The sequence below is a fragment of the Staphylococcus pragensis genome, from assembly GCF_004785665.1.
GTDB classification, from domain to species: domain Bacteria; phylum Bacillota; class Bacilli; order Staphylococcales; family Staphylococcaceae; genus Staphylococcus; species Staphylococcus pragensis.
The window spans coordinates 23,587-50,436 of record NZ_SRPJ01000003.1 but is presented as its reverse complement, the minus strand read 5'-3'; the positions used below and the strand labels follow the sequence as shown (position 1 = coordinate 50,436).

The window sequence follows — 26,850 nt, the reverse complement described above, 5'->3', positions numbered from 1 at the left end:
ATCATTTAGATGAAAAGAAAAAATAGACCTCATCATCTAAATATAAATCTAGACATTGAGGTCACTACAAATATTATTTATTATATAAGACTAAATTCTTGTTAATTGTATTCATCTTCAATATCTCCGACGATTTCTTCCAGAATATTTTCTAAGGTAATAATGCCTTGGAACTCAGAATTACTATAAACTGTAGCGATATGAACTTTTTCTTTCTTCATTATTTCTAATATATGTTTCAATGGTGTTTCGATCTCAGCATTAATAATTGGATTAATAAAATGTTCTAAATCAGTAGGTTGTTCCACGTTAAACAATGATTTGGAATGAATAAATCCTATAATCTCATTATTCTTCGTAACAGGATATCTTGTATAAGCATTTCTTTTTATTTTTTGAATTGCCTCTTCGAAATGATCATTTATATCAAGCGTTTTGACATATTGTCGTTCAATCATTACATCTTTAGCAACTAAATTATCAAATTTGAAAGCTTGATTAATATGGTGAAGTTCACTTTCATTAATCTCGCCACCTTCATGACTATCATAAATCAATTGCTTCAATTCTTCTTCAGTGTGAAAGACTTCGCTCTCTTTCGCAGGTTTCATGTTAAACATCTTCAAGATAATGCGTGCAGCTCCATTTAAAATATAAATAAACGGATACATGATCTTATAGAAAAAGATAATTGGTTTGGCAAAGGCTAATGTGATAGCTTCCGCCTTTTGTATAGCGACCGTCTTAGGTGCCATCTCTCCAACGACAACATGTAAAAATGTCGCAATTACAAATGCGCCACCAATGGTAAACGGATGTATCCAAGACTCCGGAATACCCACGCTACTGAATAGTGGATGTAACATAAATTCAAATGTTGATTCACCAACCATACCAATACCTAAAGCGGTGATGGTAATACCTAGTTGACAAGCTGCTAAATATTCATCTAAATGTTCAATAACTTTCTTAGCCGCTACAGCTTTGTTGTCTCCAGACTTTGACAGCTGCTCAATCCTGGTCGATCTAACTTTAACAATCGCAAATTCCATTGCTACGAAAAATGCCGTTAGGACTAATAATAAAATAAAAGTAATAAGACTAAATGTGGTCCCCAAATATTTTCCTCCAAAAATTAAAATATTGTAGATATACTACTATACTAATTATATCTTTTTCATAAAATTATTCAAAATATTTAAATTATTATATTATTAACAAATAGTGCCTAATTAATTGGAAAAATAGAGACTTCATTTTTAATATTATTTTTACTTTTTAATGTTCATTGTATCCTGATTTAGACTTACCCCATGGCGGTCAGTCTCAAATAACTGTAATTCGTACATATGGTGATTCTCAGGCAGATGCTGTTCAAACTCATCCCAAATCCACATCGCAATATTCTCTGCTGTCGTATTCATGTCAGGTAATGTTTCATTTAAAATTTGGTGATCGACTTTAGGTTTGATGAATTGATTATAAATCGCATCTACTTCGTTAAAATCTAGTCCTAGGCCAAATTTCCCAATAGGCGATAACACATCTACATACAAACGATACGAATGATCAAAGAGGTCTTGATGTGCTGACTCACTAAAATAAATGCGATTATCACACTTAAATTCATAACTTTGTTTAAGAATCGTCTGACTTTCTTTATATTTGAAATGTGTCGGTGGTTGGATATGACTTAAATCTTTGTTCATACTCATCACTCCCAGAAAGCTTTAATCATGTCGGCATCTTGTCGGCCTTGATCTTGAGCTACTTTGAAAATGTCTGGACGAATGGCAGGGTTAACTGTATTGCCACCAAGTTCTTGTAATTGATTAAATACCGCTTTACTTGGTGTAATTAATTTAACTTCAGAACCATTTTGTTCCAATTCTTTAATAGCATCATCAAGCGTATAAGGGGTTGCTACTGGAAGATTTGTCGCAAAGATTAAGACTTTTTTTGCGCCTTTAGCTAGGTCAGCATTTTCCATAGAATGACAACCACCATCGAAATGTTTCTCTCCGTCAATTGTAGTCGCAGGCCAAACACCTGGTAATGAGCCACTTGATGCCATGGCTCTATGAATATCGACATTCGATTCTGATGTCAATGCAACGCGCTTTGCTTTGTTAGCATTTACCGCAGTAATCATCATATTAGACGGCCATTCTGTTACCTTAATTCTATTTTTTAAACGGTTAATATGTACACTTTCATCAAATTTATGATCTTCTAACGCATACTCACTATAGTTCTCAATCCACTCTTCTGGAGTTGAGGCATTCTTCTCAATTTCATTATAACGCGCAAATATTTTAGACATATCATTAACAGGAGGTGCTTCATTAGATTTAGGTGCAATTTGTTGGTCATAAATTTCTTCCCAACTATGGTCAGAAGTTAAGCTAGTACCAGCTTGAGCCCCACCTGAAGTACCAATGACTAAATCTGCATGTCTCACATCAATACCAGCTTCAGATAGTGCTGAAAGATAACCGAGTTCCCAACCAATCGCGAGTGAACCACCACCGCCTAATACAATGGCATGTTCAAATTTGTCTTTTTGATTATTCATGTTTGTTACTCCTTTAACTTATCATCTATAAATAACGATTATTATGAATATACGGCGTTTCATTGCGAAACACAAATAAAAAACAGCATCCCTATTAAAATAGATACTGTTTTTTTTAATATTATTTATCTAAATATTTATCAGCATGTTCAAGGCCAAATGTCTCATTCTTAGCTCTTTCTTCTCTATATTCTTCATCTGATAACTTTTTAATATCTTCTACTGCATAGCTTACTTTTTGTGCAAACTCTCTTACTTCGTCCTCACTATTCGCTTCCACAAATACAGTTAAAATATTATCGTCTACGATGTCTTTATAATGTTGGTATTGAAGTCTATAAATATTCATAAAAATCTCCTCCTTTAAGATATGCCCTATCATTTTTAACTTTTTACAACTTTCATGAATATATTTAACAGTAAATTTATCCCCTGTTTCAGCCATGTTCAAACTTAAATTCAATAACTATATAGAATTTATTTATGAAAATCCGTTATATCTTATACTTTTTCAGCGTCAAATCTATCTCATACCGAGGACATTTTAATTGTTTTGCCATTAAACGAATTAAGCACATATTGATCATGTGAAATAATGATGAGTTGCGTTTCTTTTAATGTTTTGAGCATTTGAAGTATGGTTTCTTCATTAACCACATCTAAATTGGTGGTCGCTTCATCTAATATTAATATTTGTGGCTCTACAATTAGCGCTTTAGCTATCCATATGCGTTGAAATTGACCCCCACTCAACGTGCCAACACGCTGATTTAATATTTCTGGTGGTAATGCACAACGCTCTAGCACCGCTTCGATTCTCTCTGAGTACGTTTCTTTTTGAAAATGATAATTCTTCAATGGCTCGGTTAAGATGTAACGCACCGTTTTACGTCCATTTAATGTATCACGTTGATATTGTGGTACATATTGAATAACCTTCATCCATTCTTTAATAGTATAATCTTCACGGAGGCTATGATTGAGATATAATTGGCCACTATAATCTGTATCTAATCCCGCTATAATCTTGGCTAACGTAGATTTACCACTCCCACTTTCTCCACTAATCAGTAAATGATGTTGTTTCATCTCAAAACTAATATTTTTGAAAATGATTTTTCCACCAAGATGTTTGGTCACATTATTAATTTCTAGCATAATCTCTTCTCCTATGTGCTATCTCAATTAACTTTTGCGTATAGATTTCAGATGGATTATTCAGAATTGCTTTCGCAGTGCCACTTTCGATGATACGTCCATTTTTCATAATACTTATATGTGTCGCATAGTTTCTAACTAAATTAATATCGTGGGTGATAAAGATAATCGTCATACCATAACGTTGTTGCACTTTAATCAAATATGACATCAACCGCTCAACGTTATCTGTATCCAATGCGCTCGTCGATTCATCTAAAAATAAGACGTCCGGGCGTCTTATTAATGACATTATGAAGGCAATACGTTGTGCCATGCCACCACTCATTTCAAAAGGATAACGTTTAAGCAACCTTTCTCCTTCATTCAAACCAAGTAAGCGCATTTGCTCTATTACCCACTCAGTTTGTTGTTCCGAAGTCATTGTAGATTTTGTAGCTTCAAACAAATATTGAAAATGTTTGCCTATGGTAACGTTTTGAAACATATTACTGTAAACATCTTGGAAAACTGCGTCCGTTTTACCTAAATCAATCTTTATCGAACCTTGATATCGCAAATTATCTCGCTTCATGCCAAGAATGGTTCTAGTTAACAATGATTTACCGCTTCCACTTTCGCCAATAATACAATGAAAGTCTCCTTTGTTCACTTTTAAAGAAACCGAATCAATCAAGATACGGTCGTTATCAAACACACTTAATTGTTCAACGTTTACTATCGGGTTATCTTTTTGTTGATGATTTGAAATAATAAAGCATAACCTCCTAACAGTAATCCAGGGAAGAAGAATAACCATGGTGCGCCATTGAAATAACTCTTACCATCAAATAAAATCGTGCCTAATTCTGGTGTGGGTGGTTTAATACCTAAACCGAGAAAAGCAAGACCTGAAATACTAAGCATAATCTTGCCGAAATCTGCAGTAATTAAAGCAAAGATGTTACTACATAAATGCGGAATCACATGTGTGACTGTTGTTTTCACTTTCGAATTACCGCTTAATACGGCATATTGAATAAAAGGTTGTTTTTGAATATCACGCGTCAAATTTCTAAAGTAACGTAAGTAGCGACCCATCCATCCTAGTGTGAGCGCAAGAATCATACCTATCATGGAATTGCTGACCAAACTTAAGACAACTAAAGCGATAATAAAAGAAGGTATCGCCAACAACATATCTGCCATAAACATCACGATTTGATCAAGCCATTTTCTTTCTATACCTGCAATTAGACCAAGCATCAAGCCAATTCCAACACTTAATATAATGACAATTGTAGTCAAACTAAGCGTTACCAAACTTCCCACACACAACCTAGCAAGGAAATCCCTTCCTAATTGATCTGTGCCTAATAAATGTTGCCAACCAGGAGATTGTAATGACGCAAACTGATGATTACTGCGCATAACGCTATAGGTAATTAATGCTATTAAGAGGATACCAGTCAGACTTACTATGACATATGTTTTACTGTGTCTCTTCATGTCAAATCTCTCTTCTCATCATCAACTTTTTCATAAGCATCACGACGACGTAATCTAGGTTCATTTTTCAAAATAATTAAGTCTCCTACATAATTAATAAGCATGATAATAACAATAATAATGACTACAATGCCTTGAATAAGCGGATAATCTCGCTGATTAATCGCATTAATAAGTAACTTTCCTATACCTGACATACTGAAGATGACTTCTAGAATAACTGCTTTTCCAATTAAATGAATAACGCTATTCACAGAAATAGTCATAAGAGGCGCAAAAACCTCTTTAATTTGCACCACAATACGCGCTTTTAACGGAAAGCCACGTAATAAAGCCAGTTGATAAGCATCATTAGCTAGTGTCCTTTCAATAAGATGCGCAGTCATTAATAAAATATGACAACCTTCAATCATGACGATGGCAATGATCGGTAATATAAAGTGTTGCCAAGAATCACTGCCAACAAATGGTAGGAGTTGCCAGCGAACGCCTAAATAATAGATAAGTAAGATTGCTAACCAATATTCAGGCATAGATGTCATCACTTGCGCGAATCCACGAATAACAGAGCTATAACGAGTTTGTGATTGTGTGCCAACCACATAGCCGATAACATATCCGACAGGCAACATAATACAGGCAGAGACAATCATCAACGTCAGCGTTGGAAGAATTGCCTCTATAATCATTGAAGTAACAGGCTCGTTGGTACTAAAGCTATAACCTAAATTTCCTGTAAAAGCATGACCAACCCAGTCGATATATCTAAGAAATAGATTTCGACCTAAACCAAGTTTATGTTGAGCTAACTCAATATTTTCTTGTGTAATTGAGGTATAACCATGACGTTGCAGATAAAGAATTGCTGGATTGCCGGATGTCTTTTCAACTAAGACAAAAATAATAAACGAACTCACTATTAAATAGAGCAATAATTTAAACGTGCGTTTTAGCATAATTACTCTTTAACTTTCAATGCTTTATAATCTATTGGCGCATCCGTTAATCCTGAGAATTTAAATTCTTTTACTTTATCGCTAACTACAAACGTTTCATTCGGATAAGCGATTGGCACACCATAATATTGCTTATTAAAGTGCTTAAAGATGTCATCAAAGGCGTGTTGTTGATTTTCTTTCGATATGTTTGCTGGATAATCATCTAATTGTTTGGTAAGCGCCTCATCATTAGCTAAGACACCCGATTTACCATCATCATTTTTAAACACTGAACTCATAAAGTTGTATGGCATTAACGCATCTGAATACGTTCTATAGAAAATGAGGTCATACTCCTTTTTAGTCCACAATGTGTCGTAATAAGATTGAGCATCTAATGTTTTAACGTTTACTTTAATTCCTGCTTGTTTCATATCACGTTGCACTTGTTCTGCTTTATCTTTCCAATTTGGAAACTCTGCCGTTTGAATGACTAAATTGAATGCTAATGGTTTACCATCTTTTTCAAAAATACCGTCTTTATTCTTGTTATAACCTTCAGTCTTCAACAGTTTCTCAGCACCGGCAATATCAAATACGTGAGGCTGCTGATTCTTTTTATTAACGTACTGCACATTATTCTGGAACAAACCTTCCACTGGTTTACCCGCAATAGCTTTCGCATTGATACTCTTACTTATCGCTTCACGAATCTCTTTGTTGCTCAATATTTTATTATTCGGATTAAAGGCCATGAAATGACTTACGGTACTTGGTCTATCCTCAACCGTTAATTTGTCGTTTTTCTTATCTTGTTTAATTTGTTGATCCGATAACATGCCTAGTGAACCACCGGAAATGTCTACTGAGCCACTTTGCACAGCAGAATTTCTAGAATCTCCATCTTCAATCGTTTGGAAAGCTAGATTGTACTTAACTGGATGATCATTATCGAAGTATTTATTAGGTTTCATCGTCGTCTTTTCTTTGCCCGTTTTATTAACTACGAACGCCCCAGTACCAATCGCTTTCTTGAATTTCCCAGTCACTTTCTCACCTTCTACAGAATGCGGACTCATAATGCGTAAAGGTCTTACTTGCGTTAATTCGTTCAACACTTGGTTCGACGGTGATTTCAATTTAATTTGAACAACATGATCATTTTTCACGACAACTTTATCTAATTTCTTCAACGTTTCCACTGTCGTTTCTTTATTCATTGCTTTGGCACGCTCAATGGAGAATTTAACCGCTTTGGCATCTAACTTTGAGCCGTCTGAGAATTTAACATTATCTTTTAAATGAAATTCATACACTTTACCAGATTTATCCACGCTCCATTTATCAGCTAAACCTGCTTTAATGCCTTTATCTTTATCGTATTTCACTAATGCGTCGTAAACCGCGCTATATACTGGCATTGCCGCGTCATAACCTTGTGCATCAAGCTTGTCTGCCTTTGCCTCAGTTGGTAATGACACTGTGATATCCTTGCCATCTTTATGGTTATTGCCACATCCCGCTAGTAAGAGTGTCGCACTTGCAGCCACTGTCATTATTAGTCTCTTGTTCATTCCCCAGTACCTTCTTTCAATCTCGCTTTTATTAAAAATGACTCTTCATACAGCGTGCGTAAATAATCATTTGGCGTTAAATAAAAATCACTATAATGTGTTAAATCTATGATGTCTGGAACTGGTTCTTTCATAACTGCGACTTCAAATCCAGCATCAACAAAGCTATCAACAATATGCTTTAACGAGTGATTCTGAGAAGGCGTCGCGCCATATTTATTAATCGTGTCATCCATAAATTGACGACTTGGATTATGTGTTAAATCTGCAAATGTTGCATAATAAACGCCACCAGGTTTTAACACCGCTTTTAAGTCTTGCGCATGCTGTGGCACATCTTCGATTAAATATAAGACTGATGTACTAACTGCCGTATCATATGTATACGATGTATCTTGTGGTTTGTCTGTTAAAAAATAGCTAAGCGGTCGTTGTCCTTTTAAGGCGTCTGCCTTTTCCAAAGATAAACGGGCTAAGTCAATACCTACGCCTGTTTTAAATTGAATCTTGTCGTATAACTGACGCAAAAATCCGCCTTGATTACATCCCACATCTAAAATCGTCTTGCCCTTAATATCTGAACTATCTAGTAGTTGTATCGTTCTCTCCCATGCTTCTTGGTGATCGCGGGCCATATCATCGTCTGTTTCGTCTCCCTTTTGCCACCAAACTTCATAACTCTTAGTCATCAAAATCTCCTCACTATTATCAAATCGTAATAATTACGATTTATATACTACTATAATATTTTTATTTGTACAATAGTGACTTTTTTAAAAGCATAAAAAATAAGCCATGATTAGCTCATACTAAATGAGTTAAACATAGCTTATAAATTGGGTAATTATTGAATTTGTCTGTGACCTCTAAAACGCACTTTATAAACAATGAAACCAATGATAAATCCGATAATTGCAGGGACAATCCATCCCATACCAATCGTAAAGAATGGTAAATATTTTTGAGCGAAACCGATTAATGCTTGCGCGAATGCTGTCTTCGCAAAGAATTCCGGACTCGCATTTACGCCATCAAAGAACGCCGCGAACATTGTGAAGAACGTTGTAAATTTATAAACAATCGTTGAATGATTGAATAACGGACTTGCCAATGTTAATAAGATGAGCGTAATCGCTAATGGATAGATAAACATCAATACCGGCGTTGAGTACATAATGATTTTTGTTAGTCCCACGTTAGCGAAGATACACGCTAGCACTGCCACACCTGTCGCTAACCATAGATAATTCATTTTCGGGAAGAGTTCTGTAAATGTTTCTGAAAATGCAGTAATCAACCCAATTGCCGTTTTTAAACATGCCACGATGATGATTAATGACAAGATGATAATGCCATAGTCACCAAGGTAATGTTGTGCGATTTGTGCAAGTGCGATACCACCATTTTCACTGACTTTAAAATGTCCTAAACTCATCGTACCCATGACAGCTAATAATGTGTAAATGACGCCCATCGCAATGATACTGATGGCACCAGATTTAAACGTTTCTTTCGCGATACCATTCGGGTTCGTCACACCTAACTTCTTAATTGTCGTTACAATAATGATACCGAAAGCAAGTGATGCTAAAGCATCAAGCGTGTTATAACCGTCGATAAACCCTTTAAGTAACACACTATTGCTATAATCCGCACTTACAGGCGCATGGCTAATGCCTCCCATTGGACGGATAAACGCTAATAGTACCACAATTCCTAACAGAATTAAGAATACTGGATTTAAAAATTTACCTATGTAATCAAGTATTTTTGAAGGTCTTCTCGCAAAGAACCATGCGATAACAAAGAACAAAATACTGAAAATGGGTAATAAAATTTTACCTGTACTAGGCGAAACGAATGGAGAAAATGCAATTTCATAAGATGTTGTCGCAAGTCTTGGTAAGGCAAAGAATGGCCCTATTACCAGATACAATGCGATAGTGAATAAGTAAGCGTATGTTTTACTTACTCTTGAAGAAATTTCAAATACGCCATTCGTTTTAGAGATGCCAATCGCTACAATCCCTAGGAATGGTAACCCAATTGCGGTAATTAAGAAACCAAGATTGGCGAGTAACACATTAGACCCTGCCGTTTGGCCTAGATGAATTGGAAAGATTAAGTTCCCAGCACCAAAGAATAAGCCAAACAACATTGATCCAATAAAAATATTATCTTTAATTGAAAGTTTGTGTTTCGTCATATGTCTGTTTCTCCTAATTATAATTTACTTGCTATTATACAAAATTTTCGGCTTTATTTGTTCGAAATATTCAATAAATTTTAAAAATTTTCTGATTTTAATGTATTTTAACGTTTCCGTCCATTGTTTATGACACTAATAAAACCTGAGACACCTTACCTTTGTCATAGGTCTTTACATGTAACTTCTTGATTGTCAATCTGACCTAAATTAATTAAATGTAGCCACAACCATGATTAAAGAGCGATTAAACCCATCTTTTCTCGAATAATTACATACACTATTCATATTTTTATTTACTATCTCAGCTTGACACATCTTATTTTAGGTGTTTATTATAAAATAAATTAGGTTAACCTAAACTTTTATTTAGGAGGTAGTTGGTTGATAGAAATTAGCAACATGAATTTGCATTTAAATCACAAACATGTCCTTAAAGATATTACTTTAAAGATTCCAATTTCTGGGGAAATCATCGGTATTATGGGGCCCAACGGTGCCGGTAAATCCTCTTTGCTGAAATGTCTAATCGGTGAATTTAACGCAACCGGCGAGATGCATTTATATGGCAAATTCATACATAAACAATTGCAATACGTTACATATATTCCTCAAAAAACACAATTAGACTTAGACTTTCCAATCAATGTGGAGAAAGTCATATTGTCAGGTTGTTATCAAACCATCGGCTGGTTCAAACGCGTCGATCACGCTTCAAAAATGAAGTTTCAAAAATTATTAAGGGATTTGGACTTAGCATTGTTACAATACAAACAAATTTCCGAGCTTAGTGGTGGCCAGTTGCAACGTGTACTTGTAGCAAGAGCATTGATGTCAGATAGTACTGTTTATTTATTAGACGAACCGTTTGTAGGCATCGATTTTAACAGTGAGCAACTTATTATGGAGAAACTTCGCCAATTAAAAAATCAAGGCAAGCTCATTCTTATTGTGCATCATGATTTATCTAAAGCAGAACAATATTTCGATCGAATCCTGTTACTTAATCGTACTGTTAGATTCTTCGGTGATAGTCATCAGGCGATGCACTCACAATATCTAAACCGAACTTTTCTATTTAATGGAGCTTCTACTATTGATGAAAGGAGAGCCCTATCAAATGACTGATTTCATTCAACATTTATTTGACTATCAGTTCTTAAACCGCGCGTTAATTACATCAATCATTGTAGGTGTTGTATGTGGGACTGTAGGGAGTTTGATTATTTTGCGTGGATTATCGTTAATGGGAGATGCAATGAGTCATGCTGTTTTACCGGGTGTGGCTTTATCATTCTTATTCAATATTCCCATGTTCATCGGAGCATTAGTAACTGGTATGATTGCAAGTTTATTAATTGGCTATATTTCAAACAATAGTAAAACAAAGCCCGATGCAGCGATTGGCATTAGTTTCACTGCATTTCTCGCAACGGGTGTCATCATTATCAGTCTTATCAATAGCACGACAGATTTACATCATATTTTATTCGGAAACTTACTCGCAATCACACGACAAACGTTTTGGACAACCATCATTATTGGCGTCATCGTGATGTTACTGATTGTCATACTTTATCGACCATTAATGATTTCAACCTTTGATGCTACATTCAGCCGTGTAAGTGGATTGAATACAACGATGCTACATTATTTTGTAATGCTATTACTCGCTTTAGTAACCGTCGCTAGTATTCAAACTGTAGGCATTATCTTAGTCGTTGCATTGCTTGTTACACCGGCCTCGAGCGCCTTTTTAATCACAAAGAATCTATATTCGATGATGATTGTAGCAAGTTTGATAGGCGTAATAAGTTCTATCATCGGCTTGTACTTTAGCTTTATTTACAATCTCCCTAGCGGTGCGACGATTGTGCTTGCAACATTTAGTATTTATATTTTTACTCTTCTCTTTTCAAAAATAAAAACAAAATTTAGAGGTGTACAAACAACATGAAAAAATTTATTCCATTACTTATTGCATTAATGCTCATTCTAGCAGCTTGTAGTTCAAATTCTAATAATCAACTTAGCAAACATCACGACAAATTAAAGGTCGTGACTACTAACTCCATTATTTATGATATGGTCAAACAAGTAGCTGGCGAGAAGGTAGACGTTCATAGCATCGTACCTGTGGGACAAGACCCTCATGAATATGAAGTGAAACCGAAAGATATTAAACAACTTACTGATGCAGACGTCATCTTTTACAATGGCTTCAATTTAGAATCTGGTAACGGTTGGTTTGAAAAAGCCTTAAAACAAGCAGGTAAATCTACTGATGATAAGTCCGTCTTCGCGGTGTCTAAAGGTGTTAAACCAATTTATTTAAATGGAGAAACTGGCAATAAAGATAAGATTGACCCACATGCTTGGTTGAGTTTAGACAATGGTATTCAATATGTGAAGAACATCCAAAAACAATTAATTAAAGCAGATTCATCACATAAAGCAGACTATGAGAAACAAGGTAAGACTTATCTTGCTCAGTTGGAAAAGTTAAACAAGGAGAGTAAAGATAAATTTAGTGATATTCCGAAACAAGAACGTGCCATGATCACAAGTGAAGGTGCTTTCAAATACTTTTCAAAAGCATTTGATATTAAACCTGGCTATATTTGGGAAATCAATACTGAAAAACAAGGCACACCTTCACAAATGAAACAAGCTATACAATTTGTTAAAGACAATCACATTAAACATTTATTAGTAGAAACAAGTGTAGACAAAAAATCTATGAATAGCTTATCTGAAGAAACTGGCAAAAGCATTTACGGAGAAGTATTTACAGATTCAATTGGAGAAAAAGGATCTAAAGGAGATTCTTATTATAAAATGATGAAACATAATATCGAGACGATTCACGGAAGCATGGAATAATTATTAATAAAGTAGTGAAAGAGGTTGAGACACAAATCGTTTATGTCTCAACCTCTAATTTTATATGTTCTTATTATATTAATGAATTATTTCTACAAAGTCTTTATTTGCTGTTAAGAAGTATCCGTCTTCAGTTACAAGACGAGGTGTTGAGCTTTTAGTATAGATAATGTTCTTAATCTTCAACGTTTCTCCTACTTTAAGAGGCGCAACTACATTATCTTTAAATTGACGTGAATCGTATAACTTACATCCTTTAATAATCTTAACTTCATTTGGTATCTCAGTGATGTATTTTTCGCTATTTTTCGTTTTAATTAGCGCGATAAAATCTTTATTGGCCGTTACAAAGTTGCCGTCTTCAAGCACTAATCTTGGCGTACCATTTGACGAATTTTGAATTCCTTTCGGATTTATACGACTTCCTGCTTCCAATCTTGCCACCTTTTCCTTAAAAGCTAAATCTTGATAAACATTAATCGTTTTAAGCGTCATCATTGGCCCACTAATATGCACAAAGTATTTATCCTCAATGGCAGTTTCTGAATTTTTCTCAGCTTCTGGATGAATCAGTTCCAATTTAAAACTTTGGCGTTTCATTGTATAGACATCATTGAAACTTGGGAACGAGGCATATACCAAGGAGTGATCCGCTTCGCCATATTCCACGCTAAGATTAATATTAGCTTTATCTAATCCTTTAAAATTGTCATGTAAAATATAGATTCTGTCATTCTCATATTCAAATTCTAATTCACAATTATTCGCCATGTTATTAATTTCTAGCATCTTCACAGCACGAATCTTAATCTCTTCTGGCTTCATTACACGTATCACTTCATATTTATTTCCATTAATGAGATGTGTCCCTTCATAAATAGGATAACAATCGACCCGAATTGGACTAATTGCGTCATAATGACGGACGAAATCTCTATAAATGACATTATCTTGAATAATATAGCGCCACTTATTATTGACCACATCTTTCGTAAAATGAATAAAGTCTGTTTTATCTTCTTTATGATATAACGTATACATCGCTTTGAACACAGGATTTGTTACTAGCGATGGCACGTCAATATTGTATTCAGTTAAAAGTTGTTCTAACTCATCAAAAATGTCATAAAACGCTTGTTTATCTTGAGATTTAATAAAAGTCTTTGTACGAAGGAAACGTGAAATGAAATCTATCTCAACAATTCGAGACATAATCATTTCTTTTAGAGATGACTCCATGTCCATCTCACAGATTCTTTTTGTGATTTCTAAGTTTAACTGTGCTTTCTCTAACATAGACGTTTGCTTCACTAATGATTCATTCGCCTCATATCGGTTCACATGATACATTGGCGCTACTGACATTGTGATGTCATTAACTTTCGAGAATAATTCAACGAAGAATAATTTATCTTCGCCATATTTCATATGTTCAAACTTAATTTGATTATCGATGACTAATTGACGTTTAAATACTTTCCCTGGTGGCCCTACTGCTCTGAACAACTTCTTAATCTCTTGAGGTTTCAGATATGACGCTTCTTTATAAGACGTGAATTTACCATGATACGATACACTCTTAGCTGTATGTTTGAAACATTGACCTAAACCAAAGTCCGCATCATCTGCGTCTACCTTTTCCATTAATTGAGGGAAGCCATCTACATCTAACCAATCATCCGCATCTAGTAGCGTAATATACTTACCTGTTGCTTTCTCGATACCCACGTTTCTTGGTTCAGAAGGACTTCCTGTATTGTGAGGCAATTGGATTAATTGAATAAATGCATGCTCTTTCGCATATTCTTGAATAATCTCCACCGATTGATCCGTTGAGCAATCATCGACAAAGATTGCCTCGATTTGGCTCTTATCCATCTTCAAATCAATTAATGATTCTATACATTGCCTTAAAAATAACTCTTTATTATACACAGATATAATGATTGAAACTAATTTCTCCATGGATGCGCTCCTTTATAATTACTTTATTAATGATTAAACTCTCTCTACGCTTCACGCTTCTTGAAAATTAAACCCCATTTAGCGTTACTGTTATGTCAGTCAATATTCTTTAACATAATACTTTGCAGTTTTATTTTATCTATTATATTAAATGTAATTTACATTGTACATTTTCTAAAATATAGAGCTATTCTGATGGGAGTCGTTCTACATATATTCTGACTTATTAAAAATAATATATAAAAATATCAACATTACAATTAAATAACCAATCATCCAAAAATTAATAAGTAAGAATGAAAAACTTAATACATCTGCTAGACTTTTATTTAATATATTAAGAAAATCACTAACCGGGGGAAAAATCCATAAAATATATTTTAAAATTGGAAATGATTGAATAAGAATTCTTCTTAACATTGATATTAAAAACATTAATACAATAAATAACCAAATAAGTTTATCAGAAACCTTAGTTAAAGATTTAATTAAAGTTGTCATAATTACGCCTAAAGCTATTATAATAATATGACTATATATACCGATTAAGACTTCTATTAATTTAGGCGAGTGTTCAAATTTAAAAGTAATAATAGGATAAATGACAGCCCATAAACCTAAGGGCAAAATTATGATAAAAGAGAATAGTAATTTACTAGTTAGGTAGTTCTTTTTAGATTTCAATTGTGTAAATAATAATTGTTTCTCTTTTATAGAATCTATATCAAAAATAATTACAGTTATCCACGCTGAAATAAAAAGAAGAAGCATTGAGGTACTAGCGAAACTAGATAGTATTGGCTGGCCTGAATAAGTATATAGAATTACTACCAAGATCAAAAAAATTATTAAAGGCCCAATCCACTTATACGATCTTATAAAGTTCTTAAAATGATAATTAATAAGTGCCATCTTCATTATCCTCTCTTACCTCTTTAATCAAGTAGCCTTCTTCAATCAACAGCATAATTAATTGGTTACTTTTAGCTACATTCACTTTAATTTGAACATTATTTATTGCTTGCGCTTCAAGTTTATTTAAATTTTTACATAGATTGGAATCTAAACTTTCTCTAGTTTTAACTATCATTGATTTAGCTTTAGCTTCATATTTATTCACTGCAAAAGAGTTTTTTTCTAAATTAAATTTATGGGTAACAAATGAATAATCCAACGCCTCTTCATGAGATGTTAGGACTACTGTTGCAGATTGTTTTAATTCAGAGAATATTGATTTTAATTGGACTATCGCACGCTTATCAAGACCAGAAAATGGCTCATCCATAATATAAATGTCTACTTTTCTCGCTAAGCATTGAATTAAATTCACTTTTTGTTGAGTACCTTTAGAACATTCTTTGATTCTTTTTTCTAAAAAAGGAGTTAAATTAAATCGACTAATCAATTCCTCAATATTCATACTAAAATGCGTGTTTGAATTTATATCTTTAATGAATTTTAGATATTCTTTAATAGTTAAGTTAATCGTTGATGGCAAGTGATCAGGTGCATAACTTACAATACCATTTACCTTTAATGTCCCACTTGATGGTTTTAATATATGAGCTAACATTTTCAAAGTAACACTTTTTCCAGAACCATTTTTTCCTTCGATTAAAACAATAGAATTATATGGAAAATTCATATTTATCTTTTTAATAATATGTTGATGATCTATTACTTTAGAAATATCTTGTCCTTCTATTACAAACTTTTCCATATCAACGCTCCTATGTATTAAATATCTTAAATTTCTCGTCGCTACTTTAACTTTTTAACAATAATGTAAATACCAATAATTACTAAAGGGATTTGGAAAAAATTACCAATTAGCATTACAACAATATAGAAAGGGATAATAAATAATAAAGATCCTAAAAAAATAGCTATAAATAAAATTAAAAATGACATACCCTCAGAGTCATCCTGTCGCAATCTATTACCTAACAAAATCCTAATTAAATCATTTACGAAAAAGACGCATTTCCATATACAATACATAAAAACTGCCAATAAAAATATTGAATAAGGTACGATTACTAACATTTGAAGAAACGCAATGATACCATCCATGTATTAATCTCCATGTTTTATTAATTACAATCAAATTTTCACTTTCTTAATTAAATTATTTATATTCACTATACCATTGATAGAAATAGTTAGCTTAGGTAACACTAATCACCCTCAAACACACTCTCTCGACCTTGTCATTACAATATTCAGCGCATCTTTACAGAACTTTTGAAAATAAAAAATAATAGCTCTAAATAATTCGGTAAATATAGACAATATAATCGTTAACAAATTTAATATTTTCGATATATGTTACAATATTAAAATGTTTAAAAAAACACATTATATATATTAAGGAGTTATTATATATGAATATCATATTAGGGGTCGGCACATTAGTGATTGTGCTCATTGTTATGAAGCTATTCTTGAAATTTGCGCCATATGGTCAAGAAGGATTGCAAGCTTTATCAGGGGCTGCTTGTGCCACTTTCTTACCACAGGCATTCTTAAGTTATGCTATTGGAGGCATTTTCCATATAAAATTCTTACAGGAAATCGGAGACTTGGCAGGGAGTTTAGGCGGTATTGCAGTCGGAATACTCGCGTGTATCAACTTAAAAATATCACCTGTATTCGCTGTTATCGTTGGTCTTACTTTAAAGGACTTTAGTTTATTACCTGCATTCATTGCAGCCTATTTAACCGCTTTCGTCATTAAATTGATTGAGAAAAAAATACCAGACGGTTTAGATTTAATCGTGGTTATTCTTGTTGCACCGGCTTTAGTCTATGGCTTAGCAACATTAATCAATCCAGGCGTTACCGCAGTCTTAAATTCAATCGCGAATGCCGTTAACTCTGTAGGAGATAGCAGTCCATACGCGTTAGCGATTATTTTAGGCTTAATCATTCCAGTAACAAGCATGACGCCATTAAGTTCAATGGTACTAGCAAGTATATTAGGTTTAACAGGGGTTCCAATGGCTATCGGTGCCATCACTTGTACAGGCGCATCATTTGCGAATTTCACATTATTTAATTTACTTAAAATTGGTAACAAGTCTAACCGCTTTGCCGTATTTATTGAGCCACTTACACAAATTGATCTTATCGTTAAATATGCGCCCGTCCTTTATGGGGCAAATGCGCTAATCGGTATGTTTACCGCATGTATTATCAATTTCAGTGGCTTGAAAATTGATGTAACGGGCATGGCGACACCAATGGCTGGTGCGATTGTATTATTCGGTTTCAACAACCCAATCACTTCAATTATTACAATTGTAGCAGTCGCAATTACAGCTGTTGTTTTAGCGTTTATTATCGGTTTCATTATTAAAAAATTCGACTTATTACATTTACACATTCCAATGCCTTGGAACAAAAATAAAGAACAACATTCAGAAGCATAATGTAAATACACAGGGAATTTAAAGAACTTTTCGGGAATGATTATTTTCTCGAAAGTTCTTTTTTTATTGCTTAACTTACAGAGTTGTAATTTAAGGCTTTTATCCTTAAATTCAACCTTATTATGTGTTTATATAGAGTTGAGGTGAAAAACATGGCAAATTACGAAGATAGATATAACGAACGAAGCGGTAATATATTAGGCGCGTTAAGTTACCTAAGTGTATTTTTTGCGCCAGTCCTTTTCCCATTGATTGTATGGATTTTCGCATCACCACCTGGATCAACGCATTCTAGAAACGCTTTATTTAATCACATTTGGACATGGGTACTCATTGGCTTAGGTTTCGTAGCATTAATGATTGTCCCAGCATTAGTCGGTTCACATCATGGCATGGGCTGGTTTGTAGGTCTTGTACTTGCTGTTATTTTCTTTATTTGGGCAGGTATATTATTCTTATTAAATATCTTTAGAGGTATTAAATTACTTCTTGTATAACGATTTAAAAACGAGCTAGACGACAATGTCTAACTCGTTTTTTGTATGATTTATTGGAAGTATTTGTAACTATTGATTCTTTGATTGTTCCAAATGGCTTCTGCATTTGTTTCTAAGAAATGCTTAAAGTCTTGGTCTTTAATTTTCTTAAACGCTTTGGCAGTGACGAATGGTCGATTAACATCATTATGGGCATCACTACCGATAATGTGGAATAATCGATGCTTTACCATATATTTGGCAGCTTTTTTAGCACTTCTACCATGATTACCTAAAATCGAACCTCCATTTAATTGCAAGATACATCCTAAATCCACAAACTTTTCAAGCAAGCTAAAATCTGTCTGTACAGAATTATATCGTTCAGGATGTGCGATAATAGGAACATAACCCATGTCTACTAGCCTAACAAGAAGGTCAAATATAAATAATGGAATATCATTAAATGAGAACTCTACTAATATGTAGGTTTGATTATCTAAAGATAGCGCAGTTTTTGATTCAATTTGTTCAAAAGAAGCGGGTTCTAAATAAATCTCTTCCCCTATCTTAATCGAAACAGGAAGGTTTAATTCTTCTAATCGTTGTTCTAGCAATGCTTTCTTCTCATATAAATCATCTTTATTCGGTTCATAAGTATCAATATAAAAATGCGGTGTCGCTATAATTCTAGTAACGCCTTGTGCGTATGCCATTTTAATCATATTAATTGTTTCTTCTATATCCTTTGCGCCATCATCTACGCCCCAAATTAAATGATTATGAATGTCTATCAAAGTTATCACCACGCTTAATTAAATTCTTTAAAATTAATAAAATAAATTCATGTTTTAACACTAAATTAGTAATCAAATAAACTAACATTCCGACTACAAGTAAAAGTATAGTTGAGTACACTGTTGGAGTGAGGTAGGCATTCAAAAACATCAACACAACGACCATGACAATAGACGCAAATACTGTTTTACTAAGATTTTTAACATCTAATTTAATGCCTGTCCCAGAAATATCAATTACTCTCCATAATAAAATAAGAAGTTCGGAAGTAATTCTGGCTATCCCAGCACCATAAATTCCGAAAAACGGTATAAATATAATGCAACAAATGAAGTTAACAAAAGCGCCTATAATTAACGACATATTATACACTTTCATCTTATTTTGAATAATAAGATATTGTCTGCTTATCGTCATATTGAGCGGAATAATAAATAGTAATATCGCTAATACAGTCATTAGTGAGACAGTACTTTTAAATTGCTCACCAAAAAACCAAACATAGAATGTAGGCATAATGGCAATAATACCTAGCACCATCGGAATTGTTAAAATCGGTTGCATATTTATATTAAGTTCTAGCATTTGTGTTAAAGCGTTATCTTGCTTACGTGCTAGTTTAGTAATTCTCGGAATCATGACTAAATCGATTGTATTCACGAGTAAAATAGCTACCGATAAAATATTAAATGTATTCGTAAAGATACCAACATCACTATAACTTCCAATTAATCCTAGAACTACACAGGCAATACTTGTAAAAAAGTTTAATTGGCCATTAGGTAACAAATAGACTAAGGAAGAATGAAAAATATGCCATACATTTTTCCAATTAATCCGTTTTAAAGTAATGTATTTTCTCAAATAATAATAAAGTGGCACTTGGTTAAGCACAGTCACAATAGATAACGTAAAAACATATAAGGGTAAATCTGAAGTGTCTCTAATAAAAAATACAACAATTACTAAAACAATCAATGATGCTACGATATTACTTAAACTTGGAATTTTAAATTTCTCAATGCCTGCATAAAACCATGAAATATCAACTGCAGCACCAATAATATAAATTCCTTGAAGTAGGAAAATTAAATAATACTCATGAATAAATATACTCATCGTAACAACGTAAAGTAATAAAACGGTTAATGAGAGGAGTAATTTACTCATAAAAATATCGCTAAACTGTTTCGATAATTGTGTTTTTTCATGCGCTACTTCTGCAATCAAACGATTAAAGTATAATTGCACCCCGACACTCGCAAACATTAAAAAATATTGAACCATACTAAATGAAAACGAAGCGACCCCTACTCCAGAAGGTCCAAATGCTCGTGAGATAATTGGAATCGTGATAATAGGCGTGATTGTTCTAATGACTTGATATAAACTCTGATAAATAATGTTTGTTTTAAGTGAGTCACTCTTCATGGGTATGTCTACCTTCTGTCTTATTTGATTGAACTAAATAAATCAGTATACCTATCACAAAGGCTACGTATCTTGAGTTATTAAAAGATACCGTCATAAAATAAACCATTAATATTAAAAGAATTGCTATCCATACAATGTTACGTCCATTTTCATTAAATTTAATTAAACTAAATAACAAGTAGATTAGGTAGAAAATAAACACGAGTCCAAAAACTATGCCCCATTCTGCAAATATTTGTAAATATGTATTATGGGCAACAAGACTAACCCCATTTAAATATGTACCGACATGAACATAGTCGAATAAGCCTAATCCAAATCCAAATGTATATTTGATTAAACTAATGGCGTTAAGCCACACAAGACTTCTGTCCGATCCACTCTCATTGATAGAAGCAGTTCCTTCTTTAAAGATGGAAGTCATTCTATTGAAAGAGCCTCCTAAATCCACATCATATGTGTGCCAATTGCCAAAATTAATCATATAAAATGTGCCTAATAATAAGATAGAAAAGGCTGATAGTACGCTAACAATACTTACAACATTTCTATTAAATAATTTAATGGCGCAATAGCCCATGATTAATAATAAAATGATAATCGAAGCGGTCTTTGAACCCGTTGTGAAAATAGATAATAAAATAATAAGTGACAATACTAACCTGTAAAAGAAACGATGTGTCAATTTAAATACTAAAATCAAACTGATAATTTGTGTCATCGCAAAGTAATTAGGATCGTTCATTAATCCTTTAGATCTAAGTTCATCAAAGAATAGTAAACGCATCAATAATGGTGTTTTAAAAACACTCGTAAACACACACAATATACCAATCATAGCGCTACTGATAACATAAGATTTCAGGAATATAGTTCTACTATTACTTAATTTTAAAATAATAGAGCCAATTAAAAGATAAATCACAACAAATGCAAATTTAATTGATGTTGCTAAAATTTCTTTTAAATTAATAATGAGAATATCATCAAAGACCCCTAAAATAACCGTCATTAGAATGCGATAAATATATAAAATAAGAATAAATATCAAGATAAAGTTAACTTCTATTATTTTGTTGTGATTGATTAAGATATAAGCAAATAAGATTAAAATAATAAAATCGGCAATTGAAATATTAATGCCACCAATAACAAAAGATTGTTGAATAAATATTGCTAAGCCTATCAATAATATATTTAAAAATGTGCTATTTTCTTGAGTACGCATTATAAACCATTTCCACTTCTTTTAACATTTTAGTTTCTGTAAAGTGCTCAAGATATTTCTCTCTAGAACGGTCACTTTGTTTAATATAATCATCATTCTCTAATTGTTGTTTTAAAGCCAAAGCAATAGTATGTGGTTCATTATCTTTAAGAATCTTTCCATTATTGTCTACTAACTCACTTATCCCACCTACGTCACTCGCTATAATTGGTAATCCATATGACATCGCTTCAATAATACTGATTGGCAAGCCTTCATGTTTACTCACTAAAACAAATGTATCGTAATGAGGTAATTCTTTTTGTGCATTAATCACATTACCTAAGAAACTCACTTCTTGTGTTACTTCTACAGATTGAGCCAACTCTTTACATTCATTTAAATTAATGCCATCTCCTATAAGGGTAAAATGGAAGTGTTTATCGGTCATATTTTTCAGTAGATTTAAAGCATTGATAATGTTCATCTGCAATTTAGGATAAGCAAATCGGGCTATCATAACGAATTGATGAGCGTCACCTTTCTCATGTGACAAAGACGTAAACTTGAATGGATCTTTAATTCCGTTATGAATAGTTACAAGCTTTCTAGGATTGAAGTTATATTTGATAGCTAATTGCTTATCAAACTCCGAAACACAAATCACGCGATTAGTTACTTTGAACATCATCTTCTCAATCAATAAATATAAATATTTCTTAAGTGGCGCAATACCGTCTGTAAATGACCAACTATGCGCTGTAAAAACAACTAAAGACTTCTTCCCCTTAGATAGTTTATAGGCTAGTCTTCCAATTGTGCCTGCTTTAGAAGAATGTAAATGAATAACGTCTGGACGAATTTTATTAATGAGGCGGGTTATTTTTTTAGTTGCTAAAATGTCTTGCTTCACATTGATAGGTCCGATTAAATTTTCAACTATGGTCACTTTAATGCGAGCATCTAATTGTTCTAGCATCGGCCCTTTACATCCTACTACTACGTAGACATCATTGTTTTGACAAAAGTAATTTGCGAGTTGAATTAAATGTGTTTGTGCACCGCCATTATCAGCCTTGGTAATAAGATATAAAATCTTCAAATTGATACAAGCCCTTTCTAATAATAGCCTTTAGTATTAGTATGTTTTACTTGATTTAGCACCACACCGAAAACAGAAATTTTCAAATTATCTAATCGTGTTTTAGCTTCAATAACTAATTCTCTCGGCGTTTTTTTACTATTTGCCACTAGGATGGTTTGATCCACTAATCTACCAATAATTAACGCATCAGTAACAGGTAAAATAGGTGGCGTATCAATAATCACATAGTCATACTCATCTTTAATATCTTCTAAGAAATCTTTAAAATTAGGCGAATCTAAAAGTTCTGAAGGATTGGGTGGTTTTGTCCCAGCAGGTATAATATCTAGATTTGAATCTTCACTATAATAAATGCCTTGTTCATAAGGAATTTGATGACTAATAATATTTGATAAACCATAATTATTAGGCACATTAAAGCGTTTATGTACTTGAGGTCTACGCATGTCTGCATCGATAAGTAGCACTTTATAGCGCGTATTTGCTAGTGACTCAGAAAGTGATTTGCTTACAAATGTTTTCCCTTCTCCTTGTCTTGAAGAAGTAATCATATATACTGTGCTATTTTCGCCAGTAACGTTGAAGGTTACATTTGTTCTAAGCGTTTTAATTTCCTCGTTGATTAAATCTTGGGCTGTGCTTATATATTTACTTGATTTATTACTCATTTTTTATCACCTAAGTCGCTAATCTTTCCAATTGTAGGAAGATGTAAATAGTTTTCAACTTCTTTTTCAGATTTAATTTTGTTATTTAATAAATATTTAGTGAACATAATTAAGAGCGCAATCACTAACCCGAATATCACACCGAACACTACATTAAGTAAGATATTAGGAGATTTTGGCGATTTCACTTGGCTATTTGTCGCTTTAGATAAAATCGATAAATTATCAACGCCCATTACTCTTTCAATTTCTTCTTTAGCCGCTTTAGCTACTTCATTCGCATAGGCTACTGCTTCTTTAGGATGTTCACTTAATACATTGATTTTAATAATTTGTGAATTCTCTACAGAATCTATAGAAAGCCCTTGATAGAGACTGTTTTTATCTTTCGCATCTATTTCATCTAATGCTTTATTTTTAATTTCTTCTGAATTGATAATTTCAGAATACGTTTTGATTAATTGAATATTTGTTTGAATTTCATTTGGATTTTTATATAAGTTGTCATCATTTGCACGTTTTTGATTAATAATGACATTTGAAGTTGCTTGATATTTTGGCGTAATGATAAATTGTGAAACTACAAAGCTAATAGCTCCAAAAATAACAATACACAAAATAATTAACCCAATATGTTCTTTTAAAATTTTTCCAAATTCACTTAAATTAAGATTTTTTCGCATTTTATCCACCTATCTTGATCCTGATCCTGTGATGATGATGTTAATTGTTTTTAAACAGATATAAATTTCGGTAAAAATATTACCTTTGTAAATGTATTTCAAATCGTATTTCAATTTTTCTTGAGGAGATAAATCGTAACCTCCTTTGACTTGCGCAAGACCAGTTAAACCAGGTGTTACTAAGCATCGTTTCTCAAATCCTTGTATTTCTGAACTAAATAATTCAACAAATTCTGGTCGTTCAGGTCGCGGTCCTATAAAACTCATTTCTCCTTTTAAAACATTAAGGAGTTGAGGCAATTCATCTATTCTTGTTTTTCTAATGAACTTACCGACTTTTGTGATTCTAGGGTCATCTTTCTCTGCCCATTGCGCACCATTATGTTCTGCATTGAGCTTCATAGATCGTAATTTGTATATCGTAATTAACTTGCCGTTTTTCCCGACTCTAATTTGCTTATAGACTGGGTTACCAAATGAATCAATAACAATTAATACCGCGAATAAGACCATTATTGGAAAAGTAAAATATAATAAGACGATACTCATCAATACATCCAATAATCGTTTCAATGGGTCATACCATTTCTCCACCGCTTTATAAGTGTTTAATTTCTTTTGGTAATCATATCTAACGACTCCAAATTCCGGCTTAATCACGCCATTTTGTAATTTAAGATCTTCAGTCTTAAAATGTTTCACGTTTATCACCTACGAAATAAAGCATAAATCGCATTGATATATCCCATTTAGTTTTTCTCTTTTAAGCTTTTCTAGGGTATCTTGTTGCGTTTAAGTCTTTAAATGTCCTTTACATGTTGTTAGAAAAGCGTCAAAGTCTGCCACCTTAACGTTTGATTACTTAGAATATATCATTAAACCGAAAAAGATTGTACCCATTCTATGAATAAAAAAATACTTTTTTATTTCAACTTTTTAATATTCAAAAACATATAAAATTATAATATTTTATCAGTGTAATAAAAAAACGCCTAGTTGAATGAGCACTTACACTCATTAACTAGACGTTATAATTTAATATTATTGTTTGAAAATAAATACATCGGGACTGTACAATTTCAATACTTTTCCAAATAAGAAATTGAAAAATAGAGCAGAAATGAATGGTACCACTCCATAAGCAACAATAACTATAAGCAAACTAGTCATTGTACCTGTATTTAAAAGTCCCATAGATTTAATAGGTCCAACTAAACCGATTAATCCAAAACCTGCAGAGTTGGGTGAACCTTGGATATTTAATAGTCCACCAACAAGGCCTGACACTGCTGCTGTACACACAACCGGCAAGATAATGATAGGATGTCGAATTAAATTAGGCATCATTACTTTAACCGCGCCTAATAATACAGTAATTGGAATACCGATTTTATTGACACGCCAACTAGCAACTGTCAACGTAATCGCACTAGCAGCTACTCCAACAGCAGCTGATCCTGCGGCTAGACCAGAAATCCCTATCGCAATACCAATTCCAATAGCGGAAATTGGAGATACAATTAAAATTGAAAAGATAATCGCAATCAAGATAGTCATGATAATGGGTTGCATGTTAGTCAAACTATTAACTAATTCACCTAATCCCACAGTGATTAACTTGGTAAATGGTAATAATAAATAGCCTATTAGTCCTGCTACTCCGGCCCCGACAAGAGGAAGTGCAATCATATTTAAACTGCCAAAACGGTCTTTAATTAATAACATAATTCCAACCGCAATCGCAGCAGTAATCATTGTGTTGATTAAATCCCCAATTCCAACAATCATCCATTTCTGATCTGAAACTACAGCTGCGCCAGAACCTACAAAAGCGGCTGCACCAGCTGATGCTACTTGAATGGGTGTCATTCCAAATTGCACTGCAATGAGTGCACCAGTAAGAACTGGAATTGTATATTGAATGCCTTGCGTTACAAATGCAATCTTTAAGAAGAAGTCATTGTATTGGCCTAAATATTTACAGAGCTCGCCTAGAATAGCATTGGGAATCATCCCTACCACGATAGCTAATGCTACTCCGTTTAATACATTAAATAAGAATGATCTGGGTGTTATTGTTTGTGTCTCGCCCATAATTCATATACCTCATAATTTCTATTATTTTTACATGATTTTATAGCATTGCATGAATAATTCAATCCTATTAAGTTTAATCCATAAAATTTAATATGTAATAATCATTATTTTTTCACAAATTGTTCACATTTTAAAGCGTTTTCATCATTTTTTGGTAAAAATTA

General features: G+C 33.1%; 28 protein-coding genes. 5 read left to right on the top strand and 23 right to left on the bottom strand.

The genetic code is table 11. The features are described from left to right. Nucleotides 1-101: 101 nt before the first annotated feature. The 11 genes from E2558_RS08050 to brnQ form a co-directional block, all read right to left on the bottom strand. Entirely contained in the window at nucleotides 102-1,118 is a 1,017-nt protein-coding gene (locus tag E2558_RS08050) for a hemolysin family protein (protein WP_126564779.1), read from the bottom strand. Between the two features lie 153 nt (nucleotides 1,119-1,271). Further along, the gene (locus tag E2558_RS08045; protein WP_126564780.1) at nucleotides 1,272-1,709 is read right to left on the bottom strand and encodes a 6-pyruvoyl trahydropterin synthase family protein; all 438 of its coding nucleotides are present in this window, start codon (nucleotides 1,707-1,709) and stop codon (nucleotides 1,272-1,274) included. 5 nt (nucleotides 1,710-1,714) lie between these two features. Next, a complete protein-coding gene (locus tag E2558_RS08040; protein WP_126564781.1) occupies nucleotides 1,715-2,575 on the bottom strand; it encodes a patatin-like phospholipase family protein in 861 nt (286 codons plus the stop codon). Nucleotides 2,576-2,696: 121 nt separating this feature from the next. Further along, a complete protein-coding gene (locus E2558_RS08035; protein WP_126564782.1) occupies nucleotides 2,697-2,924 on the bottom strand; it encodes a hypothetical protein in 228 nt (75 codons plus the stop codon). Between the two features lie 179 nt (nucleotides 2,925-3,103). Then, complete coding sequence (locus E2558_RS08030) at nucleotides 3,104-3,733, bottom strand: ABC transporter ATP-binding protein (RefSeq protein WP_126564783.1); 630 nt, start codon at nucleotides 3,731-3,733, stop codon at nucleotides 3,104-3,106. Then, the gene (locus E2558_RS08025) at nucleotides 3,720-4,484 is read right to left on the bottom strand and encodes an ATP-binding cassette domain-containing protein (RefSeq protein WP_126564819.1); all 765 of its coding nucleotides are present in this window, start codon (nucleotides 4,482-4,484) and stop codon (nucleotides 3,720-3,722) included. Before E2558_RS08025 ends, E2558_RS08030 begins: the two co-directional genes overlap by 14 nt. Further along, nucleotides 4,451-5,221: an ABC transporter permease gene (locus E2558_RS08020; protein WP_126564784.1), complete on the bottom strand. Its 771-nt coding sequence runs from the start codon at nucleotides 5,219-5,221 to the stop codon at nucleotides 4,451-4,453. The genes E2558_RS08025 and E2558_RS08020 overlap by 34 nt, the downstream gene beginning before the upstream one ends. Next, nucleotides 5,218-6,177, bottom strand: coding sequence for an ABC transporter permease (locus tag E2558_RS08015; RefSeq protein ID WP_126564785.1), 960 nt, complete (start codon nucleotides 6,175-6,177; stop codon nucleotides 5,218-5,220). The genes E2558_RS08020 and E2558_RS08015 overlap by 4 nt, the downstream gene beginning before the upstream one ends. A gap of 2 nt (nucleotides 6,178-6,179) precedes the next feature. Continuing rightward, nucleotides 6,180-7,733, bottom strand: coding sequence for an ABC transporter substrate-binding protein (locus E2558_RS08010; RefSeq protein ID WP_126564786.1), 1,554 nt, complete (start codon nucleotides 7,731-7,733; stop codon nucleotides 6,180-6,182). After that, nucleotides 7,730-8,422, bottom strand: a complete 693-nt coding sequence (locus tag E2558_RS08005) for a class I SAM-dependent methyltransferase (RefSeq protein WP_126564787.1) — start codon at nucleotides 8,420-8,422, stop codon at nucleotides 7,730-7,732. The genes E2558_RS08010 and E2558_RS08005 overlap by 4 nt, the downstream gene beginning before the upstream one ends. Before the next feature lie 155 nt (nucleotides 8,423-8,577). Then, nucleotides 8,578-9,939 carry a branched-chain amino acid transport system II carrier protein gene (gene brnQ, locus E2558_RS08000; protein ID WP_126564788.1) on the bottom strand — a complete coding sequence of 454 codons (1,362 nt, stop codon included), beginning with the start codon at nucleotides 9,937-9,939 and terminating at the stop codon, nucleotides 8,578-8,580. A gap of 384 nt (nucleotides 9,940-10,323) precedes the next feature. Between brnQ and E2558_RS07995 the strand changes: the two genes are divergently transcribed. Genes E2558_RS07995 through mntC form a run of 3 tightly spaced genes read left to right on the top strand, consistent with a single transcriptional unit; the run spans nucleotide 10,324 to nucleotide 12,822 of the window. After that, a complete protein-coding gene (locus E2558_RS07995) occupies nucleotides 10,324-11,067 on the top strand; it encodes a metal ABC transporter ATP-binding protein (protein ID WP_126564789.1) in 744 nt (247 codons plus the stop codon). Beyond that, nucleotides 11,060-11,896 (top strand): metal ABC transporter permease, encoded by an 837-nt coding sequence (locus E2558_RS07990; RefSeq protein ID WP_126564790.1) that lies wholly within the window; start codon nucleotides 11,060-11,062, stop codon nucleotides 11,894-11,896. The genes E2558_RS07995 and E2558_RS07990 overlap by 8 nt, the downstream gene beginning before the upstream one ends. Then, nucleotides 11,893-12,822, top strand: coding sequence for a manganese ABC transporter substrate-binding lipoprotein MntC (mntC, locus tag E2558_RS07985; protein WP_126564791.1), 930 nt, complete (start codon nucleotides 11,893-11,895; stop codon nucleotides 12,820-12,822). The genes E2558_RS07990 and mntC overlap by 4 nt, the downstream gene beginning before the upstream one ends. Before the next feature lie 78 nt (nucleotides 12,823-12,900). Here the strand turns inward: mntC and E2558_RS07980 are convergent, their stop codons facing one another. From E2558_RS07980 to E2558_RS07965, 4 genes are all read right to left on the bottom strand, one after another. Further along, entirely contained in the window at nucleotides 12,901-14,787 is a 1,887-nt protein-coding gene (locus E2558_RS07980; protein WP_126564792.1) for a glycosyltransferase family 2 protein, read from the bottom strand. 207 nt (nucleotides 14,788-14,994) lie between these two features. Further along, nucleotides 14,995-15,699: a hypothetical protein gene (locus E2558_RS07975; protein ID WP_126564793.1), complete on the bottom strand. Its 705-nt coding sequence runs from the start codon at nucleotides 15,697-15,699 to the stop codon at nucleotides 14,995-14,997. Continuing rightward, nucleotides 15,686-16,507 carry an ATP-binding cassette domain-containing protein gene (locus E2558_RS07970; RefSeq protein ID WP_126564794.1) on the bottom strand — a complete coding sequence of 274 codons (822 nt, stop codon included), beginning with the start codon at nucleotides 16,505-16,507 and terminating at the stop codon, nucleotides 15,686-15,688. The genes E2558_RS07975 and E2558_RS07970 overlap by 14 nt, the downstream gene beginning before the upstream one ends. 41 nt (nucleotides 16,508-16,548) lie before the next feature. Continuing rightward, a complete protein-coding gene (locus E2558_RS07965; protein WP_126564795.1) occupies nucleotides 16,549-16,860 on the bottom strand; it encodes a hypothetical protein in 312 nt (103 codons plus the stop codon). 311 nt (nucleotides 16,861-17,171) lie between these two features. Here E2558_RS07965 and E2558_RS07960 point away from each other — a divergent pair, with 311 nt between their 5' ends. Further along, nucleotides 17,172-18,218, top strand: a complete 1,047-nt coding sequence (locus E2558_RS07960) for a PTS sugar transporter subunit IIC (protein ID WP_126564796.1) — start codon at nucleotides 17,172-17,174, stop codon at nucleotides 18,216-18,218. A 152-nt stretch (nucleotides 18,219-18,370) separates the two neighbouring features. Then, on the top strand, nucleotides 18,371-18,715 hold the full coding sequence (locus E2558_RS07955; RefSeq protein ID WP_126564797.1) for a hypothetical protein: 345 nt from the start codon (nucleotides 18,371-18,373) through the stop codon (nucleotides 18,713-18,715). Nucleotides 18,716-18,765: 50 nt separating this feature from the next. Here the strand turns inward: E2558_RS07955 and E2558_RS07950 are convergent, their stop codons facing one another. The 8 genes from E2558_RS07950 to E2558_RS07915 all read right to left on the bottom strand — a co-directional run bounded on the left by E2558_RS07950 (nucleotide 18,766) and on the right by E2558_RS07915 (nucleotide 26,683). Further along, nucleotides 18,766-19,491, bottom strand: coding sequence for a tyrosine-protein phosphatase (locus E2558_RS07950; RefSeq protein WP_126564798.1), 726 nt, complete (start codon nucleotides 19,489-19,491; stop codon nucleotides 18,766-18,768). Beyond that, a complete protein-coding gene (locus E2558_RS07945) occupies nucleotides 19,475-20,923 on the bottom strand; it encodes an oligosaccharide flippase family protein (RefSeq protein ID WP_126564799.1) in 1,449 nt (482 codons plus the stop codon). The genes E2558_RS07950 and E2558_RS07945 overlap by 17 nt, the downstream gene beginning before the upstream one ends. Continuing rightward, nucleotides 20,913-22,154, bottom strand: a complete 1,242-nt coding sequence (locus tag E2558_RS07940; RefSeq protein ID WP_126564800.1) for an O-antigen ligase family protein — start codon at nucleotides 22,152-22,154, stop codon at nucleotides 20,913-20,915. Before E2558_RS07940 ends, E2558_RS07945 begins: the two co-directional genes overlap by 11 nt. Beyond that, a complete protein-coding gene (locus tag E2558_RS07935; RefSeq protein ID WP_126564801.1) occupies nucleotides 22,135-23,235 on the bottom strand; it encodes a glycosyltransferase family 4 protein in 1,101 nt (366 codons plus the stop codon). The genes E2558_RS07940 and E2558_RS07935 overlap by 20 nt, the downstream gene beginning before the upstream one ends. Nucleotides 23,236-23,252: 17 nt before the next feature. Beyond that, on the bottom strand, nucleotides 23,253-23,906 hold the full coding sequence (locus tag E2558_RS07930; protein ID WP_126564802.1) for a CpsD/CapB family tyrosine-protein kinase: 654 nt from the start codon (nucleotides 23,904-23,906) through the stop codon (nucleotides 23,253-23,255). Further along, on the bottom strand, nucleotides 23,903-24,589 hold the full coding sequence (locus tag E2558_RS07925; RefSeq protein ID WP_126564803.1) for a YveK family protein: 687 nt from the start codon (nucleotides 24,587-24,589) through the stop codon (nucleotides 23,903-23,905). The genes E2558_RS07930 and E2558_RS07925 overlap by 4 nt, the downstream gene beginning before the upstream one ends. Nucleotides 24,590-24,598: 9 nt before the next feature. Continuing rightward, nucleotides 24,599-25,291 (bottom strand): sugar transferase, encoded by a 693-nt coding sequence (locus tag E2558_RS07920; RefSeq protein ID WP_371869278.1) that lies wholly within the window; start codon nucleotides 25,289-25,291, stop codon nucleotides 24,599-24,601. A gap of 339 nt (nucleotides 25,292-25,630) precedes the next feature. Then, nucleotides 25,631-26,683, bottom strand: a complete 1,053-nt coding sequence (locus E2558_RS07915; protein ID WP_126564804.1) for a PTS sugar transporter subunit IIC — start codon at nucleotides 26,681-26,683, stop codon at nucleotides 25,631-25,633. Nucleotides 26,684-26,850 lie beyond the last annotated feature (167 nt).

Coding starts and splice junctions, on each gene's coding strand:
- E2558_RS07970 (WP_126564794.1), bottom strand. CDS start 16,507: ATGGAAAAGTTTGTAATAGAAGGACAAGATATTTCTAAAGTAATAGAT.
- E2558_RS07975 (WP_126564793.1), bottom strand. CDS start 15,699: ATGGCACTTATTAATTATCATTTTAAGAACTTTATAAGATCGTATAAG.
- E2558_RS07955 (WP_126564797.1), top strand. CDS start 18,371: ATGGCAAATTACGAAGATAGATATAACGAACGAAGCGGTAATATATTA.
- E2558_RS07990 (WP_126564790.1), top strand. CDS start 11,060: ATGACTGATTTCATTCAACATTTATTTGACTATCAGTTCTTAAACCGC.
- E2558_RS08020 (WP_126564784.1), bottom strand. CDS start 5,221: ATGAAGAGACACAGTAAAACATATGTCATAGTAAGTCTGACTGGTATC.
- E2558_RS08040 (WP_126564781.1), bottom strand. CDS start 2,575: ATGAATAATCAAAAAGACAAATTTGAACATGCCATTGTATTAGGCGGT.
- E2558_RS08005 (WP_126564787.1), bottom strand. CDS start 8,422: ATGACTAAGAGTTATGAAGTTTGGTGGCAAAAGGGAGACGAAACAGAC.
- brnQ (WP_126564788.1), bottom strand. CDS start 9,939: ATGACGAAACACAAACTTTCAATTAAAGATAATATTTTTATTGGATCA.
- E2558_RS08010 (WP_126564786.1), bottom strand. CDS start 7,733: ATGAACAAGAGACTAATAATGACAGTGGCTGCAAGTGCGACACTCTTA.
- E2558_RS08030 (WP_126564783.1), bottom strand. CDS start 3,733: ATGCTAGAAATTAATAATGTGACCAAACATCTTGGTGGAAAAATCATT.
- E2558_RS08045 (WP_126564780.1), bottom strand. CDS start 1,709: ATGAACAAAGATTTAAGTCATATCCAACCACCGACACATTTCAAATAT.
- E2558_RS07930 (WP_126564802.1), bottom strand. CDS start 23,906: ATGAGTAATAAATCAAGTAAATATATAAGCACAGCCCAAGATTTAATC.
- E2558_RS07960 (WP_126564796.1), top strand. CDS start 17,172: ATGAATATCATATTAGGGGTCGGCACATTAGTGATTGTGCTCATTGTT.
- E2558_RS07925 (WP_126564803.1), bottom strand. CDS start 24,589: ATGCGAAAAAATCTTAATTTAAGTGAATTTGGAAAAATTTTAAAAGAA.
- E2558_RS08035 (WP_126564782.1), bottom strand. CDS start 2,924: ATGAATATTTATAGACTTCAATACCAACATTATAAAGACATCGTAGAC.
- E2558_RS07940 (WP_126564800.1), bottom strand. CDS start 22,154: ATGCGTACTCAAGAAAATAGCACATTTTTAAATATATTATTGATAGGC.
- E2558_RS08015 (WP_126564785.1), bottom strand. CDS start 6,177: ATGCTAAAACGCACGTTTAAATTATTGCTCTATTTAATAGTGAGTTCG.
- E2558_RS07945 (WP_126564799.1), bottom strand. CDS start 20,923: ATGAAGAGTGACTCACTTAAAACAAACATTATTTATCAGAGTTTATAT.
- E2558_RS07980 (WP_126564792.1), bottom strand. CDS start 14,787: ATGGAGAAATTAGTTTCAATCATTATATCTGTGTATAATAAAGAGTTA.
- E2558_RS07915 (WP_126564804.1), bottom strand. CDS start 26,683: ATGGGCGAGACACAAACAATAACACCCAGATCATTCTTATTTAATGTA.
- E2558_RS07965 (WP_126564795.1), bottom strand. CDS start 16,860: ATGGATGGTATCATTGCGTTTCTTCAAATGTTAGTAATCGTACCTTAT.
- mntC (WP_126564791.1), top strand. CDS start 11,893: ATGAAAAAATTTATTCCATTACTTATTGCATTAATGCTCATTCTAGCA.